At 36.4% G+C, this 16,597-nt stretch carries 16 protein-coding genes, 1 tRNA gene and 1 pseudogene; 9 read left to right on the top strand and 9 right to left on the bottom strand.

Going from position 1 to position 16,597, the window contains the following annotated elements:
- The gene (locus ACMA47_RS11860) at positions 1–288 is read right to left on the bottom strand and encodes a helix-turn-helix domain-containing protein (RefSeq protein WP_413930124.1); all 288 of its coding nucleotides are present in this window, start codon (positions 286–288) and stop codon (positions 1–3) included.
- 98 nt (positions 289–386) lie between these two features.
- On the opposite strand from ACMA47_RS11860, the pseudogene ACMA47_RS11855 reads away from it, so the two are divergent.
- The 4 genes and pseudogenes from ACMA47_RS11855 to map form a co-directional block, all read left to right on the top strand.
- A pseudogene (locus ACMA47_RS11855) lies at positions 387–1,103 on the top strand (RHS repeat-associated core domain-containing protein); the annotation flags it as partial.
- 624 nt (positions 1,104–1,727) lie between these two features.
- On the top strand, positions 1,728–2,492 hold the full coding sequence (locus ACMA47_RS11850) for a hypothetical protein (protein ID WP_413929945.1): 765 nt from the start codon (positions 1,728–1,730) through the stop codon (positions 2,490–2,492).
- 191 nt (positions 2,493–2,683) lie between these two features.
- A complete protein-coding gene (locus ACMA47_RS11845) occupies positions 2,684–3,049 on the top strand; it encodes a hypothetical protein (protein ID WP_413929944.1) in 366 nt (121 codons plus the stop codon).
- Between the two features lie 1,160 nt (positions 3,050–4,209).
- Positions 4,210–4,974 (top strand): type I methionyl aminopeptidase, encoded by a 765-nt coding sequence (map, locus tag ACMA47_RS11840; RefSeq protein WP_413929943.1) that lies wholly within the window; start codon positions 4,210–4,212, stop codon positions 4,972–4,974.
- A 269-nt stretch (positions 4,975–5,243) separates the two neighbouring features.
- Here the strand turns inward: map and ACMA47_RS11835 are convergent, their stop codons facing one another.
- Positions 5,244–5,831 carry an FMN-dependent NADH-azoreductase gene (locus ACMA47_RS11835; RefSeq protein WP_413929942.1) on the bottom strand — a complete coding sequence of 196 codons (588 nt, stop codon included), beginning with the start codon at positions 5,829–5,831 and terminating at the stop codon, positions 5,244–5,246.
- A 124-nt stretch (positions 5,832–5,955) separates the two neighbouring features.
- Here ACMA47_RS11835 and ACMA47_RS11830 point away from each other — a divergent pair, with 124 nt between their 5' ends.
- The 4 genes from ACMA47_RS11830 (at position 5,956) to ACMA47_RS11815 (ending at position 10,529) form a co-directional block, all read left to right on the top strand.
- Positions 5,956–6,501 carry a Crp/Fnr family transcriptional regulator gene (locus ACMA47_RS11830; RefSeq protein WP_413929941.1) on the top strand — a complete coding sequence of 182 codons (546 nt, stop codon included), beginning with the start codon at positions 5,956–5,958 and terminating at the stop codon, positions 6,499–6,501.
- A 131-nt stretch (positions 6,502–6,632) separates the two neighbouring features.
- Entirely contained in the window at positions 6,633–7,763 is a 1,131-nt protein-coding gene (locus tag ACMA47_RS11825; protein WP_413929940.1) for an alpha/beta hydrolase, read from the top strand.
- Between the two features lie 165 nt (positions 7,764–7,928).
- A complete protein-coding gene (locus tag ACMA47_RS11820) occupies positions 7,929–9,461 on the top strand; it encodes a M20/M25/M40 family metallo-hydrolase (protein WP_413929939.1) in 1,533 nt (510 codons plus the stop codon).
- Between the two features lie 372 nt (positions 9,462–9,833).
- Positions 9,834–10,529 carry a hypothetical protein gene (locus ACMA47_RS11815; RefSeq protein ID WP_413929938.1) on the top strand — a complete coding sequence of 232 codons (696 nt, stop codon included), beginning with the start codon at positions 9,834–9,836 and terminating at the stop codon, positions 10,527–10,529.
- A 122-nt stretch (positions 10,530–10,651) separates the two neighbouring features.
- On the opposite strand, the gene ACMA47_RS11810 is transcribed toward ACMA47_RS11815, so the two are convergent.
- The 4 genes from ACMA47_RS11810 to ACMA47_RS11795 form a co-directional block, all read right to left on the bottom strand.
- Entirely contained in the window at positions 10,652–11,446 is a 795-nt protein-coding gene (locus tag ACMA47_RS11810) for a DUF2490 domain-containing protein (RefSeq protein WP_413929937.1), read from the bottom strand.
- A 410-nt stretch (positions 11,447–11,856) separates the two neighbouring features.
- A complete protein-coding gene (locus ACMA47_RS11805; protein WP_047428034.1) occupies positions 11,857–12,273 on the bottom strand; it encodes a hypothetical protein in 417 nt (138 codons plus the stop codon).
- Positions 12,274–12,450: 177 nt separating this feature from the next.
- Positions 12,451–12,537, bottom strand: a tRNA-Ser gene (locus ACMA47_RS11800).
- A 55-nt stretch (positions 12,538–12,592) separates the two neighbouring features.
- On the bottom strand, positions 12,593–13,609 hold the full coding sequence (locus ACMA47_RS11795; RefSeq protein WP_306597100.1) for an asparaginase: 1,017 nt from the start codon (positions 13,607–13,609) through the stop codon (positions 12,593–12,595).
- 160 nt (positions 13,610–13,769) lie between these two features.
- Here ACMA47_RS11795 and ACMA47_RS11790 point away from each other — a divergent pair, with 160 nt between their 5' ends.
- The gene (locus tag ACMA47_RS11790) at positions 13,770–14,450 is read left to right on the top strand and encodes a TrmH family RNA methyltransferase (protein WP_114820739.1); all 681 of its coding nucleotides are present in this window, start codon (positions 13,770–13,772) and stop codon (positions 14,448–14,450) included.
- Positions 14,451–14,496: 46 nt separating this feature from the next.
- Here ACMA47_RS11790 and ACMA47_RS11785 read toward each other — a convergent pair whose 3' ends face one another.
- The 3 genes from ACMA47_RS11785 to tsaD are packed head-to-tail and all read right to left on the bottom strand — an operon-like array spanning position 14,497 to position 16,597.
- The gene (locus ACMA47_RS11785) at positions 14,497–15,192 is read right to left on the bottom strand and encodes an RsmE family RNA methyltransferase (RefSeq protein ID WP_413929936.1); all 696 of its coding nucleotides are present in this window, start codon (positions 15,190–15,192) and stop codon (positions 14,497–14,499) included.
- Entirely contained in the window at positions 15,189–15,584 is a 396-nt protein-coding gene (locus tag ACMA47_RS11780; protein ID WP_413929935.1) for a hypothetical protein, read from the bottom strand. The genes ACMA47_RS11785 and ACMA47_RS11780 overlap by 4 nt, the downstream gene beginning before the upstream one ends.
- Positions 15,581–16,597 (bottom strand): tRNA (adenosine(37)-N6)-threonylcarbamoyltransferase complex transferase subunit TsaD, encoded by a 1,017-nt coding sequence (gene tsaD / locus ACMA47_RS11775; RefSeq protein ID WP_105702627.1) that lies wholly within the window; start codon positions 16,595–16,597, stop codon positions 15,581–15,583. The genes ACMA47_RS11780 and tsaD overlap by 4 nt, the downstream gene beginning before the upstream one ends.

The following is a 16,597-nucleotide window of genomic DNA, read 5'->3' as shown; positions in this document are numbered from 1 at the left end:
TTATAGCGAAGCTACATTTTTATTAAAGAAATCTTTAAACTTTTTAGTAGTAAGCATTTTATCTACCATTTTAAAAATCATGGACTTATCCTCTTCATCCAGCTGATTAATCAGATGCAGCTTCTCAAAGTCCGGTTTATCCTCTATGGTTACTTCTTCAGGAATAATATTTTCATAGTTCAGGATCTGATCTGTAGTCAGATTAAAAAGCTTTGAAAGCTTCAGGAGTTCCTCTACAGATAACTCTCTATGACCATTTTCCAGCTTATTATAATTGCTGTTGCCAATGCCCTGCTACCGCACGAATCTTTCGTGTGGCAGGTAAGAATAAAGCCACTGCTCTTGTAGTGGCTTTTATATATATAACTGGTTAATAATTATATTTCTCCATCCAATATAATTATTTAAATTTACCAGATGAGATTACCCAAAACTCAAAATTGACAAGCTATCTTTACAGAGCAGACGGGGTAAAAGTAAAGAAGCTTTTTGGAGATCTGGAGACGCATTATCTGGATGGCTTCCAGTATAAAAGCACAAAACCATCAGAATCATCAGTTGTATGAACAGATATAAGTGTTATTGATGACCCTAGCGAGGTTGCCGAAATAAAGTTAAGGATTATCCCTACCTCAGAAGGGTATTCTGATGCGTTATTGAATCAATATATTTATAATTATACAGATCATTTAGGAAATGTAAGATTAAGTTATACAGATACCAATAAAGATGGTGTAATACAACCAAGGCAATATTTTCAGAGCCAATGTGAAGATATTCCATGGGATCCTTTTAATCCACCAAGCTGTATCAGTATTTGGAAACCAGGAGAAATTGTAGAAATAAATACTTATTATCCTTTTGGATTACTGCATAATTATACTGCGACTACTCTGAATGCTTATCAATATAAGTACAACGGCAAGGAACTGCAAGAGACAGGAATGTATGATTATGGAGCTAGGTTTTATATGCCGGATTTGGGTAGATGGGGAGTTTTAGATCCGTTAGCTGAGAAGATGACAAGACATAGTCCTTACAATTATGCGTTTAATAATCCTTTACGATTTATTGATCCAGATGGAAGAGAGCCTGAAGAAACCGGGGATGAAGATCCACCAGGAAATGGCTTAAGCAGATTTAGACAAAGAACAGCAAATTGGGTTCAGAAAAATATTAGAGGTCCTTTATCTGGTTGGTTTGATACCCATACAAGAAATGCTTTTGTTTTGGATGCAGAAGGACAGGCAAGAATGGATGATCTCAGAGGTCAAATGACAGGTTATATGCGAAGTAATGTAGGAGGAGGTATTAGATGGGGTGCAGAACATGGGTTGATAGGCTCTGGAATGGGAACAGGACATGTTGGGAAATTTATTGGACCTAAAGAAGCAATGAGAAAAAGGATAGCAGATTTTGCTGAGAAAGCTAATTTTTATAGCGGTGGACCATCGAGCTTGGCCAAAAATTCTGAAGAAATAATTGAAGGGTATTATCGACAGATGAAAGCTGGAACATTTAATAAGCCAGGAGGAGGATTTATAACTCTTGATGGAAAAACAGTTTTAACAGAAGGAAATCATAGTATGAATGCAGCAATTAGATATGCTATTGAAACAGGAGATATAAAAAATATAAAAATAATTCTTAAGGGGGTTGATAAGACAAAAGTTGATTTGAGAAATTACAATATACCAATTAGCAAATTAAACACTAAATAATTGAATATGAGCTTAACAGTAATAGATATAGACAGTGATTATCAAAGCTTAATTGATAATAAAGATTTTACTGCCGTTAATTTTCCTATTGAAAATGCAGTTAAAATTTATGGTAATAATTATGATAAATTAAAAGATAAGGAAAAACTAAAAGATGAAATTGAAAATATAATAGGCTTTAAAGATGATCATTTAAATTCATGCGAAGCAATAGAAAATTTTCTAGTATTTACTTATTATTTATTAAAAAAAAATGACAAACTGGTTGTGTTTACAGCAGGATTATCATATGAATCTATTGACTATTATATTAAAATAATGGAAATTATTCTGTCTAGATTGGATAATCGTACATTATATATTGTTAAAAACTTTATTGATATTAATGAATCTCAATTAACAGATCTCTATATACACATTAATAAAATCGAAAAAGAGGTGATACATGATTTCATGAAAAACTGGTTAATCGGATTTAAACCTAAAGATGAATTTTTTAGATATCCTCAATACTTGGGAAAAATAGAGTTTGAAACTGATGATTATTTTGAAATGTTTTCATTTATTTTATCTGATCCCAGCAGGGAATATGACTTCTATTTCTTAAATAAAAACAATTCTCATTATCCTAAAGGAATGATTCTTATTAACAATGATTCTATATATTTAGGAATTGGAGTAAATTCAATAAATGAAAAATATTTAATTGATAAGCTATCTGAAGAGTATCAGCAAGCTCCCATTATTTGTAATGGCACTTTACCTTATTAATAGATCCCCTGCTGGCGCGAGCGTCTCGCTCGTGTCTGTAAATAAAACAAAAAGCCACTGTTTTTGCAGTGGCTTTTACTATCTATTCTAGAGAAACCGTTATATTTACTAGTATAGAAATTATCTCAAATATAAAATGAAAAGAAATGTCACGAAAGGTAATGGTTTATAAAAAATGGTAAAGAAATTATATGGAAGAAAGAGATGTTATTGTAAGAAAAATTTTAGAAAAATTATATATTGAATTTAACCCAGAAAATCTCTCTAGACTCACTATAGATCAGTATAGAGATTTCTTCTTTTCAATATTTGAATTCATAAATCTGTACAAAAATAAATATCATTTGACAGAAAAAGATTTTGTTGAATTTAGCAAGAATATACATCATAAGTATAACTTTGATGAATACGAAGATAACTGTTGGGAAAGAGTTGCTTTTTTTATGGACGAGCTAATATTTCGGTTTGCTACACCTCCACCCTATTTTTTTCATGCTAACTTTGAAGATTTTAAAGATAAATTAAAAAGAGATTTTACGGAAGGTAATGGTTTGTGAAAATCAGTTATACATTTCACCCCGCTGGCGCGAGCGCCTCGCTCGTGTCCGTGAATAGAATGAAAAACCACTGCGCAAGTAATGGTTTTATTCATTTACATGGATCTTTTATTGTACAAAGTCTCCTCACTTTGAAAGCATAATAAAAAACTTCTATATTTACCAGTACAGAAATTATTATGAAAATGCTGAAAAGAATAGAATACAGAGCACAAAATAATGATGGAGAGTAGAAATATTATTAGAGCAATTATATATTTATTGAAGTTTTGTGGAGTTATCATAATAATTGATTTACTTTTTAGTAGGTTGATACCTCATGATACAAAATCATTCAACATACTTTGGGATATTATTTTTGGTGTTCTATTTTGGATATTATTCCTTTTTTTCGGTAAGTTTCAAAAATAGTATGTTGAGAAATAGCTCTAACCTTCATTGGTGTATGTTAGTGATAAAAATAATAGTCACAACTATTGCTCGTACTTTTATTATGGGTTAGGAAAGTGTCATTACTCGGTTATTAAAGTAACACTCAATACTTTATAGGCTGCCTCAAACCCCTTGATTAACGAATTAGAGACGGTTCTATAAATCCTTTATCCACTAATTAAAGTGTCGGCAACTGGTTTATAAACTGTCTCCAGCAACTTCGGAAGTGCTTTGAGTCACTCCGGTAAGTGTCTGCAGCCGCTCATTAATTTGCTATAACCATGTTGTAAACTGTCTGCAGCCATTTAAGAAATGCCTTCAGACACTATTGTAAGTATTTCCGGACACTTTATCAAATAGGTATAACTATTTCACAACCGTCTCAACCGTTTTCATAAGTCCCTGTAGCCTTTTATTCAAGTAGCTGGAGACCGTTATTGAACCCTCTTCAGCCTCTTCGGAAAAGCCTGTCACCCCTTCCTTAACTGTCTCTATACCGTTCTATAAGTGCCTGTCACCCCTTATTTAAGCAGCTGGAGACCGTTATGGAACACCCTTTAGCCCCTTGTATAACTGGATCTACCCCCTTACCCAAGGGGGTAGAGGGGGTTGATGGAGGGGGTAATCACTATTTTTTCAATAAATAGATGTAAGTAATGGAAACAGGGCATACAGTAATATTTTAATTTCCTAACTTTGTAGTTCTCAATAACAATCAAAACAAAACGATGTCAATTACCAACGAAGATCAGATGCTCGGAATGCAAAAAGTAAGTGAGGCTGTTGCCTATACGCTGAAGAAGATGATAGATTACGCTGAGCCCGGTATGACCACCAAAGATCTGGACGAATATGGAGCCAAAATACTGGAAGGTTTCGGAGCAAAATCAGCACCTTATCTGACGTATGGATTTCCAGGGTGGACGTGTATCAGTGTGGACAATGAATTCTGTCACGGGATTCCAACAGATCAAAGGATTTTGAAAGAAGGCGATCTGATCAATATTGATGTTTCTGCAGAATTGGATGGATATTGGGCGGATAACGGAGGTTCCTTCGTGATTGGAGAAGATATTCACGGACATCAAAAATTGGTGGAGGCCTCCAAAGATATTTTAAGAAAAGCTATCGACAATATCAAAGGCGGTGTAAAAATAGCAGACATAGGACATTTAATGGAAACAGAAGCCAAGAAAAGAGGCCTTAAAGTTATTAAGAATCTTGCAGGCCATGGAGTAGGGAGAAGCTTACACGAACAGCCTGACGAATTGCTGAACTACAGAAACCGCTATGATTCCAGACGTTTCAAGAAAAACTCTGTGGTGGCTATTGAAACATTTATTTCCACCGATTCCAATATCGCTGTAGAATTAAAAGACGGCTGGACAATGGTAGGCAATAAAGGCGGCTATATGGCTCAACATGAACATACCATCGTAATCACCGATGGAAAACCGATCATTTTAACCGAAATGAACGAAATCCTGAATTAAACAAAAGGGTGTTTATTGCATAGTTAGCAAATCGCAAAGGCACTAAGGTTTTATTATCATTCCTTGCTGAAAATCTTTGATTTTCTTGCGCCTAGAAAAACATAGCGGTAGTAATAGACTTCGCGCCTTTGCGTTAAAAACAAAATAATAGGTGTTTTTTTAACCCAAGCTTCATCTAATCATCTTGCTGATTCCCTCTTTGCTCCCTTATCTTCAATATTAATAATTGAAAACTTTGCGTTAAAAATAATACGTAAAACTATGCACCATCAAAACTCTTTCAGTATACTTTCGTAATCTGCTTTAAACCCATTTTCCATAGTCCCTTCAATACGATACGTTTCCACATCCATAATTCCGGTATAAATCCTTAAAACATCTTTGAGATAAGCAGAAATATAATCCGGAGCACCTTCTGTCCTTCTTCCTCCCGAAGCAACAGCGAGATATACTTTTTTATCTTTAAACTGTCCCACACGATTCCAATGTTCATCAAAAATATAGGTGACACCTGCCCGGATCAGCTGGTCCAGCCATGCTTTCAAAGGAGTAGAAATTCCCAGATTAAACATGGGTGTTCCCATAACAATAATATCTGCTTCACGGAGTTCATTCACAATCCTGTTGGCATACGAAAGAAGCTGTTTGCTTTGTTCATCATACGATTCCGGATGTTTGTAAAACTCATGAATGGATACCTCATTCGCTAGCGGTGGCATATCCTTCACCAGATCCCGTACCGTAATCTGACGGATATTATTTTGTTGTGAAATTTTTTCGACAATAGCTGAGCTGAGTCCTTTGCTGTAAGACAGATCTCCTCTTGCGCTGGAGATAATGTGCAGAATATTTTTCATAATATAAAATTTTACTTTCATGACGATCAAAACTTCTCTAAGGGGACAAAAAAATGAATAGTATGAGATTGAATGATAAAGAGTACCTTTAAACTATCTTTATCCTTTGTAAATCCCATCAGCTATGATCAGCCAGAAACATTCCAGGGCAATTGAAATCCTTACTCAGGTATTTGATGCTACTACCTATCGGAAAAAAGAAATAATAATGGATGTGGAGCAGGTTCATCGTGATTTATTTTATATCAGAAAAGGAGTGGCCCGCATTTTCTATTACGATGATAAAGCGATGGACCATACCCATTGGCTTAGTTCAGATGGCCATTTTATTGGTCTTTTATCGGGTATATTGTCTGGAAAACCGGTGCCGTTTGGAATTGAAGCCATAGAAGACAACAGTGAAATATTTCGTTTACCTTATCATCAACTGCTGAAATTAAAATCAAAAAATCCTGAAATACAGCAGCTGATGGAAGATCTCTTTGCTGAAAGTCTAATCACAATGGGCGAAAGGCTGATCGATGACCGGATAAAATCTACAGATCAGCGTTATCAGGATTTTGTGGCTTCAAATGCTGGTTTGCTTCAGAGAATCAATCTTGGATATATTGCCGGATATCTGGGAATGACCAGGCAGCAACTGAGCAAAATAAGAGCTCAACGATCATGATCCTTTTTTAATCCAGATTAAAAGAAAAGCTAAATCATAAACTTAATTTCGATAAAAATTAAGCTTATAAAGGCATGTCTGTAAGAATTAAGAAATACAGGCAGCCGGTTTTTCACCAAAAAAGAATCATAATGAAAAAAGGAACGTACCAATTACACGATGAGGCCAATTTTAATTTTCAGCTGAATCGTACCCTGATGTGGGGAGGAGGAGATCTGGAAGAGATCAGAAGTGTTGCTCCGGCAATCAATACTACAGAAGACTGGGTAAGAGAAATGAAGACTCTTGCTGAAAAAGCAGAAGCCAGTCAGCAGAAATCTAAGGCGGCCGGATATTACAGAATGGCAGAATTTTTTGAAGCTGACGGATCATGGGACAAATCGGAGCTTTATACAAAATCAAAATCTTTATTCTACGAAGGGTATCAGGATATTTTTAAAACAAAAATCAGAAGAGATGAGGTAGAATATGATCATGGAAAACTGCCTGTCTGGATAGGCTTTCCGGAAACAGAAATAAAAGATACCGTCATTATTCACGGAGGAAATGATTCTTATATGGAAGAATTTCTCCCGCTGGTTCAACGGTTTTTGTCAGAAGGAATTGCTGTTTATTTATTTGACGGTCCAGGTCAGGGAGGAGCGTTAAGAGAATCTGGAATTCATTTTACGCACGAATGGGAAAAGCCGGTAAAAGCCATTCTGGATGCTTATCAGTTGGATGATGTGACGATTATCGGATTGTCTTTGGGCGGAATGCTTGCTCCGAGGGCTGCCGCCTTTGAAGACTGTATAAAAAGAGTAGTCGCATGGGGAATTATGCCGGATTTTTATGAAGTGGTATTGAGTAAAGTACCGGAACAATTAAAACTTTTAATGGATATGGGAGAAAAAGATCAGGTAAATACGTTGATTCAAGCAAAAATGCAAGTTGATCCCTTGATAAAATGGGCCATACAACACGGAATGTTCAGTATGAATGTGGATACACCTTATGATTATCTCAACCAAACCAGAAAGTTTGAAATGCAGAGTATAGGACATCAGATTACTCAGGACTTTTTATTGCTGGGTTCTAATGAAGATCATTTTATTCCTGTGGAATTGTACAAAAAAGTAATTGATGCTCTGCCCAATGTAAAATCACTCAGCTATAAAATGTATACTAAAAGTGACTCCGCTGAAAACCACTGTAATATTGGAAATACAGAACTGGTTTTGAATGATATTATTCACTGGATATTGCGGGTAAAGAACAAATAATCCATCAATCCCAATCTTAAATTTTTGATGACATCATTAAGGCTATCTCTGCAGAGAGAGCCTTTTTAGTTGCCTATAGATGATGAGCAGAACAGGCTGAAAATTGTTAATGACCAAATACTTTGTTATATTTATAGAATAAAATCACTTCACAAACTATCCGCTATGAAAAAATTTCTTTTAATCCTTTTGGGAATCGTTGTCATTCTGGCTGCTGTTGTATTGATCAAAACCTACACTTATCCGTTTAAGAAAAATACGATTGGGACAGGAGAGGGCTGGAAACCCATAAAAAATGATTCTGCAGTCATGAGGCTTTCAGGAGGAATAAAAGTACCTACCGTTTCTACAGGAAGTTTGGGTGAATTTGATTATGCACCGTTTGAACAGTTCAAAACCTATTTAAAAACATCTTATCCGTTAGTCTATCAGAACACAGAAAATGTTGAAGTAAATCAATACGGATTAGTGTTCAGACTTAAAGGAAGCAATCCGTCTTTGGAACCTATTTTATTCTTGTCCCATATGGACGTAGTTCCTCCAGGAGATGCTGATATCAAAAATAATGATCCAAACGTATTCCGTCCTGATGATAAACCTTTGGAACCCGTTTCAAAAGTAGCGGAAGATTGGGAATTTGCTCCTTTTTCAGGAGCGGTTGCGAACGGAAGAATCTACGGAAGAGGTGCCATAGATATGAAAGGAATGCTTTTTTCCTTAATGGAATCCATGAATTCTATGATTAAAAACAAACAGATTCCACAGCGTGATATCTATCTGGCTTTTGGTTTCGATGAAGAGGTAGGCGGACAAAAAGGAGCGATTCAGATTGCCGATTATTTTAAGAAAAAAGGACTGAAGTTCGATGCCGTTTATGACGAAGGCGGGTTAATTATGCGAAAAGGAAATGTGGCAGGAATTGATACAGATGTTGCCGTAGTAGGATGTGCTGAAAAAGGTTTTCTTTCCGCAAAGATAAAAGTAAAAGGATTGGGCGGACATTCTTCTATGCCTCCTATGGAAAGCGCTATCGGGAAAGCTGCTGTTATCATGCAGCGTCTGGAAGATCACCAGATGAAACCTGTCATTACCCCTTTAATCAAAGAGTTTTTTAATAATATCGGTGGTGAAATGCCTTTTACCACAAGAATGGCACTGGCGAATCAATGGCTTTTAAAACCGGTATTGATTTCCCAGCTTACCAAAAATAATACAACCAATGCTTTGGTTAGAACCACAACAGCTTTAACGATGATGAAAGGAAGTGATGGAACCAATGTCCTTTCTCCCGAAGTGGAATTTGTGGTTAATTTCAGATTACTTCCCGGAAATTCGGTGAAAGATGTAAGAGATCATATTGCTAAAGCGACTGAAGGTTTTGATGTTGAGGTAGAAGAAATTGACAATACAAGAGAAGCTTCTGCTATTTCTCCAACCAACACAAAGGCTTTTAAAATGATAGAAGCCGGAGTGAAAGAAATCCATCCCGGAGCTATTGTTACTCCATATCTTACCATGGCTGGAACTGATGCCGGTAAATATGAAATTGTAAGCAAAAACGTCTACAGATTCATGCCGATTAAGATCAACAGTGCCGAACAGCAAAGTATTCACAGTACCAATGAATATCTTAGCATTGAAAACTATCTGAAGATGATTCATTATTTTGAGTACATCATGAAGAATTATGATAAATAAATGTCAATGGTGAATGGTCAATTCGCTGCGCTCGTGACTTTACTGCGTGGTTCGGGGTTTCGTGGTTCGGGATATTTTAACGTGAAGTACACTAAGCCATTTCCTTCTATTCAAGAACGATCGCAGAGGAGTTTCACTCAGCAATGTGTACACTAAGGTCCTAGCTGAACGAAGTGCCTTTGCGAACTGATAAATTCTGTATACTAACAACCCTAGCGAACCTTAGCGTTAATAATAATTGACGATTGACTTTGCGAAGCAAAAATTGACCATTGACTTAACACCCATTCAAATCTTTTTTACAAAAAAATATATTACGTCAAGTTTTGTCGCATTACGGATATAGCTTTGTCATATCAAAATTACAGAGCTATGGAATTGCCATTTTACTTAAACTTTAACGACTTTGAAAGTAATTATTACGATAACCTTGAAAAATGGTTTGAAGAATATCATAATACCAGCGAAACAGATTATCTGAAAGCGCTTGCAGAGCTTTATCGCCCTTATGTGTATTATAACTTTGCAGATGACATGCTAAAGCCCGATGCTTCCATCGAAGTGAAAGACTGTTTTTTTCCTTATCATGAAAAAATAGGAATCTCTTTCTGTATTGATAGTGAAAACGGAATTTCCCCATCCAGCGGAATGAATCAGGTATTTGAATTTAAAAATATTTCTATGATGGAGTATGCTCAGCATATTCTGGACAAGATCAATAAGTTCTGTTCGAAAAATACCCATGCTCTGGACGGCAGTAAAAATATTCAGGATTATATTAATAACTACAGTATTATTACTTCAATGGAAGGGGTAGGGTATTGTATCAGCTACAACCGTCATCAGAAAGCCATTCCTTTTTTAAAAGCTTATCTTCCCTATTATGGACAGACCGTTAATATGGCGGTATACAGAGACTTTCTTTTTTCTGTTGTTCAGATTGCAGAGTTTATTGATCAGAAATTAAAAACAGTACACGCTTTTAAACAGACTATTTATGCACGCTCAAGGGCGGAAGCCAAATTCAATGTGCAGTTGAGCCGTCAGTTTTTGACTTTGTGCAACTAAAATTTTACACCAAACATTCATACTTAATTATATTGCGGAAAACTTATGTTTTCAACCAAAAATCCCGGTCAGTAATGATCGGGATTTTGTATTACAATTGTATGAATACTTGCTTACGTGTATTACTTGTTTTTTTTATAAGGAATGTTCCATACCAGATCGGCAGCCAGATAATGAACGCCTCCATGATGAATACTTCTGCTGTCTCTGATCAGATCGTCCATATATCCTATATCTACGGTAAAAGGAGAGTTCGGAATCGTAAACATATAATACGCTGCAATACGCATTTCACGGTATCCAAACGAACTCCATTCAGAATCCGGTTCATTGAGGTGGCTTATAGAAAACAAAGCTTCTGCACTCAGGGCCAGTTTCTGATTGTTTTTAGGAGATAAATTATAGGTTAACTGACTCTTGACCCGTGTTCTCAACTGAAAATCTTCTTCAACTTTATGAAAGTCTGCATCAAAAAACTTCCTGAATTCCTGACGTATGGTACTTTTAAGTTTCCATTTCCTGCCGAGATCAAAAGTATAGGCATATCTTCCATAAATTCTGAATTCCTGTTCTGTATTTTCCTGATCATAAGGAGCTGTGCTTTCGTATTGTGGCTGACGTCGGTAACTTAATGCATAGCTATATTGCTGGTGTGGAGCAAAGGAATGATAAACTTCATGATTTAAAACAATGATCGCTTGCTTCGAAAACAGATTATGATCATCCGGACTGCTTTTTCTACCGATGGCTACATAGCTCAAAGCCTGTTTTTTACCCAAAGAGTCAAGTTGTCGCTTCACTCCGAAGGCTCCCCAGAATGCATTGTTGGCATCTCCCAGTCCAGGTGGACTGATCTGTGCTTTGATCGACGTTCCTATACATCCCAATAAAAATAATCCTGCAAAAAATTTCTTCATGCTCAATAGTGTGGATAACTGTTTTACTGTTAAATAACTGCGAAACCATGAAACGGATGAGAATACTGTTGATACGCAGAGAGAATACTTTGTAATAGCAAAATTAGAGGCTTTGTTCATAGAATGTTTATTCAAAATCTTTTAATACTGTTTAAAAACAAGACAAAGTAAAGGCCCGATTTAGGATAGATTTAGGAATAAAACTTTCTAAAGGAAAGATTGAATTTTAGAACTGAATTGCAATTGTGGATAAAATGTGTATAACTTGTTGGTAATTTGTGGGAATCTATATCGTGTTGATTAATTAATCTCTTAATTATTTGATATTGTAGTGTATAGGTGTAAAAATAAATTGCCACAATATCTACATATTGTGGCAACTTGGTTGTATGGACTGGTTGATTTACCTGTTAGTTCTGTCTTACTCCGCACATAGCATCCCATGTTGTCCAGAAATGGGCATTAATAGCTCCGATAGGAGGATTTGTACTGTCTGCAACAATTCCTACCATTGAAGCACAGTTGGAGTTGCAGCCTATTTCATTATGACTTCCAGCCTGAGGTGGAATCTGGCGCCATGTACCGGTAGATCCGCTTAATAATTCTACTCTGATTTCAAAGATTCCGGAAAGATTAGGAGTCTGAATCTGTTTAGTAGGATTTTCACTTGAGATGAAATCACTCCAGTCTCCTTGTGAAAAAGTTACACGCCATGTAGAAATCATTTTAGAAGTATCATTTTGTGGGGAAAGATACACCCAGAATTGTGCTCCGTTTCCAAGTACTAACTGACCTGAAGAATTTGCATTTACACTTGTTGATGTCATATTGATTTGTTTTTTAGGTGATTAGATTGTATTTCAAAGTAACGAAGAACAAGTCACCTGCAGTAGAGTATAAATGACCAATTATTAGAGTGAGTAGAAATACCTATGAGAAAATGTATCAAAATCCTAATCACAAAAAAGCCTGTACTAATCATTAGCACAGGCTTTTGCTTCTTGCAGAGAGGAAGGGATTCGAACCCTCGATACAGTTACCCGTATACTACCTTTCCAGGGTAGCTCCTTCAACCACTCGGACACCTCTCTTTTTGAGATTGCAAAAATAGTGTATTTTCTGGAATATCCAAATAATTCTTACAAATTAATCTGTAATTTCTCCACAAAGGCTTCTGGTGAAATTATCAGCAAAGCTTCCGGAGTAACTTGGATTATCAATCAAGTGCATGGCTTTGGTAATCGCTGTTTCCGCTGTCATATCTCTTCCACTGATCGCTCCGATTCTGGAGAAAATATTACTGTTTTCATACTTTCCGAATGAGATACCTCCTGAAATACACTGGCTTACCACCACAATTTCGGTTCCGTTATCTCTGATTTCCTGAAGTGTTTCCTGAGTTTTTGCACTGCTGAAAATAGTTCCCGAGCCAAAAACCTGAAGAATAAGAACCTTCATTTTAGGGATTTCTCTGAAGTGGCTCAGATGCATTCCCGGAAAAATTCTCCAGAATAAAATATCTTCGGAAATATGTTCATCCACATGAAACTCTACCTCAGGATCACAACGGAATAAGTTGTCTTTAATAATATTCAAATGAACTCCAGACTGCCCAAGAATAGGGTAATTCGGGCTTGAATAGGCATCAAAATACTCCGCAGAATATTTCAACGTTCTGTTTCCTCTTAATAATTTGTATTCAAAATAAATGGCAACCTCCTGAATCACTGCTTCATCATTCTCATAAAGGCTGGCGTAATAAAGGCTGGTCAGAAGATTTTCCTTAGCGTCCGTTCTCAGATCACCAATCGGAAGCTGAGAACCTGTCATGATCACTGGTTTTCTTAATCCTTTTAGCATGAAGCTTAATGCTGATGCTGTGTAAGACATCGTGTCCGTTCCGTGAAGAATCAGGAAGCCATCATAGTCATCGTAATTTTTTTGAATATAATTGGCGATCACTCTCCATTCTTCAGGTCCCATATCCGAGGAATCCAGTGGTTTGGCGAAAGGATGCACAAAGACTTCACATTCCATGAGTCTCATTTCAGGCATCTTTTCGAATATATTTCCAAAATCAAAGGCACGGAGACTTCCGGTTTCATAATCTTTTTCCATTCCGATGGTTCCACCGGTATAGATGAGCAGGACTTTTCGCTTCATGTACTAATTTATTAAGAATTGGAGCCCGATTAGGGTTCATAGGTCAAAATTACGTTAATTTGCAAAGATTTGAAAATGAATGAAACGCTTATCATGAAATTTTATAAAAATAAAATGAAAATGAGAGATGTTTCATAGGGCTATTGAAAAAAATAACTAAATGCGGATGAAAGATTTAGCGCAAACCTTTGAATATTTAAAACAGTTTTTAACCGAAGAAAGACTCGAGAAAATTGAACATTTTTCTCAGGAAAGTTCAGACTTTGTCCTTCCGGTGGTAGAAGATATCTATCAGTTTAGAAATGCTGCTGCGATTGTACGTTCTGTGGAAGCCTGTGGTTTCCATAAAGTAGTAGCTTTGCAGGAAGAATACAGTTTTGAACCCAATCTTCGTGTAACAAAAGGAGCAGATACCTGGGTTGAGGTGGAAAAACTTCCCCGAAATATGGAATCCTTCCAGAATATTAAAGACCGAGGATATAAAATAGTGGTGGTTTCGCTGGAAAAGAACGCTAAAATGTTGCCTGAGTATGAAATTACAGAACCCATTGCTTTGGTTTTCGGAACTGAAATGGAGGGCGTTTCCCAGGAGATTTTAGATTTTGCTGATGAAACACTGGCTATTCCGATGTATGGCTTTACCAGAAGCTTCAACGTTTCTGTAGCGGCATCCATTTGCATGTATGAACTGAAACAAAAGTTGATAAAGTCTGGGATTGATTATAAACTGAATGAAGAAAAACTTTTAAGGATGCAAATCCTTTGGGCAGTGAATTCAATAAGAAGCGGACAGCAGATTTTTGAAAAATACCTTAAAGAGAATAATATTGACTGGAAATAATGAGTCAAAAATAAAAAAGAGAAGGTTTCATGCCTTCTCTTTTTATTTATATCATATTGTAATAATTCCATGCGGCTACAAAAACGCCAGCCGTTTCCGTTCTGAGTCTTTGGTTTCCGAGTGAAACTGCTCTCACTTTATTTTCGGCTAGAAAAGCAATTTCTTTTTCGGAAAAATCACCTTCAGGACCAATTAAAAATGTAAGCTGTTCCAATTGAGGAATATTTTTAAGATCAATTCTTTCCAGATTCTCATGGCAATGGGCTACAAAAGTATGTTCCGGATCAATATTTTTCAGAAAATCGCCTAGCTTTACAGCGTCATTGATCACCGGAAAATGAAATCTCAGACTTTGTTTGGAGGCAGCAACAGCCTGTTTTCTGATTTTATCGATATTAATATTCTTACGCTCCGTTTTCTCAGTGATAATAATGCTTATTTCTGAGATGCCCATTTCCACCGCTTTTTCTACAAAGAATTCGATTCTGTCAATATTCTTGGTAGGAGCAATCGCAATGTGAAGTTTTGGAGTGAATTCCGGTAGATTTTCTTTGATCTCAGAAACTTCAATACCGGCTTTCTTGCCTTCTATAATAAGTTTTCCGGAAGCCAGTTTCCCTTTTCCATCCGTCACATGAATATCTTCTCCATCTCTCATGCGAAGAACTTTTACGATATGTTGCTGTTCTTCATCGTTGATCGTAACTTTATTTCCGTTGATGTCTCCGTAGAATAGTTTCATATATCCTGGTTTATAAATGCCACTCCTGTTTTGATGGTGGTGTATATATCCGTATCACACTCCCTGTAAGAACACATGTATATTTCTTCTATCCAGATATTATTAATGAAAATCAGATTTAAATATTCCTGCTTTCTCAAATTATTTTTGATGGATAAATAATCTCCTTCTTTTGGTGTATAAGGAAAACTAAAAAGATGTTCAGAATTAATTAATTGTAAAACTTCCTCTTTGATATCCTGAATATATCCTGTCTCAGAACTTCCTCCGTTAAACTCTGAAAAAGTTTCTGATCCTTCCTGTCTTCCTGTGATCGTTTCTAATACCCAGTAATATTTTGAATTCTTTTTAGACTGTGTTCCCAGTATTTTTTCTTCTAAGAGTATTTTCATAAGTCGTATTTTGCGGTTGCGGAAGTTCTTAAATCTGTAAATTCTCCCCGCTCAAACTTCAGCTTTGCCACCATGGCAATCATGGCTGCATTGTCTGTTGTATATTCGAACTTAGGAATATAGATATCCCAACCAAGTCTTTCTTTATTGTCTTCCATTGCTTTTCTAAGTGCAGAATTGGCAGATACACCACCTGCAATCGCCACCTGATTTACATTGAGATCTTTGGCTGCTTTTTCAAGCTTATTCATCAGGATTTCAATAATTGATTTCTGTACAGAAGCACAAAGGTCATTAAGATTTTCCTTGATGAAATCCGGGTTTTTTCTGACTTCTTTCTGAATGAAATACAACACGGAAGTTTTAATACCACTGAAAGAATAATCGTAGTTTTCCAGTTTCGGTTTGTTGAATTTAAAAGCATCAGGATTCCCTTCCTTCGCCAATCTGTCGATGATAGGTCCTGCAGGGTAATCAAGGTCAAAAATCTTTCCGATTTTATCAAAAGCTTCTCCTGCTGCATCATCAATGGTTTTCCCGATGATTTCCATGTCAAAATAGTCTTTTACCAGTACAATCATAGTATGTCCACCGCTTACGGTAAGACATAAAAATGGAAAGGTAGGCGGCACAGGATTTGCATCTTCGATGAAATGGGCCAGAATGTGGGCTTGAAGGTGATTTACTTCAATCAAAGGTACATTCAGGCTCATAGCCAAAGACTTAGCAAATGATGTTCCTACAAGAAGAGATCCTAAAAGTCCCGGTCCGCGAGTAAATCCTATAGCAGAGATAGCATTTTGTTGTATATTTGCTTTAGAAAAAGATTTTTCAACAACGGGGATAATATTTTGCTGATGGGCTCGTGAAGCCAATTCAGGGACAACGCCGCCATATTCTTTGTGGATGGCCTGGTTCGCGGCAATGTTTGAAAGAATAGAATTTCCCTTGATGATAGCTGCTGAGGTGTCGTCACAGGACGATTCAATACCTAAAATTATAGAGTCGCTCAT

The organism is Chryseobacterium sp. T20 (assembly GCF_047345655.1).
Taxonomy (GTDB): Bacteria; Bacteroidota; Bacteroidia; order Flavobacteriales; family Weeksellaceae; genus Chryseobacterium.
Note: the sequence above shows the minus strand (reverse complement) of the source record. Positions and strands in the feature narration are given on the sequence as shown.